The following is a 753-nucleotide window of genomic DNA, read 5'->3' as shown; positions in this document are numbered from 1 at the left end:
TCACAGTCATCGCCGCGGCGGCGCTCTGGAGCCGGCATCTCCTTCATGCTGTACCGCCCTGCGAACACGCGGACCTTTTGATGTCGGATCACGCCCCAGGATGCGGTCGCTGCGCTTCCCGGCCTGATCCCCGCAACGGCTTGCAGCAACTTCTTTCCCCGCTGCTGCGCAGCTTCCTCGCGCGACAAACAAGTTGCCTTCAGCCGTCCTGCGCTGCGCTGCGGGCCTTACGGCTGCGGGTCGGCCGTCCCGGGGCTTCGGATCGCCATCAAGGCCGCGATGGTCGCGGGCTTGAAACAGCAAACGGAGATTATCATGGCCCAGATCGGTACCTTCACCCGCAGCGAAGACGGCGTGTTCGCCGGCACCATCAAAACTCTCGCCTTCAACATCAAAGCCCGCCTCGTCCCAGCCGACGAGTCGACCAACGACAAGGCCCCGGACCTGCGGGTGCTGGTGGGCAACGTCGAGATAGGGGCCGCGTGGCGCCGCACCTCGAAGGAGAACACGGAGTATCACTCGGTCAAGCTCGACGATCCGTCCTTCCCGGCGCCGATCTACGCCAACCTCTTCAAGGGCGAGACCGACTACACCCTCGTCTGGTCGCGCTGACCGACCGCCGCTGCGACGGCTCGCCCGCCGAGCCGTCGCAGCTCTTCCCTCGGGATTATGTGGAGCGCGGCGAGCCAGAAACCCGCGGAAAACCTGCGCTCAGACGACATCGCTCCGCATAATGCTCCGCTTCGCATAATC

1 protein-coding gene is annotated in these 753 nt (G+C 64.9%); it reads left to right on the top strand.

What is annotated here, in order from left to right:
- Nucleotides 1-315: 315 nt before the first annotated feature.
- Complete coding sequence (locus C7G61_RS42965; protein ID WP_108523435.1) at nt 316-612, top strand: DUF736 domain-containing protein; 297 nt, start codon at nt 316-318, stop codon at nt 610-612.
- Nucleotides 613-753: the final 141 nt, after the last annotated feature.

This window comes from Bradyrhizobium algeriense, assembly GCF_003062295.1.
Classification (GTDB): Bacteria; Pseudomonadota; Alphaproteobacteria; order Rhizobiales; family Xanthobacteraceae; genus Bradyrhizobium; species Bradyrhizobium algeriense.
Note: the sequence above shows the minus strand (reverse complement) of the source record. Positions and strands in the feature narration are given on the sequence as shown.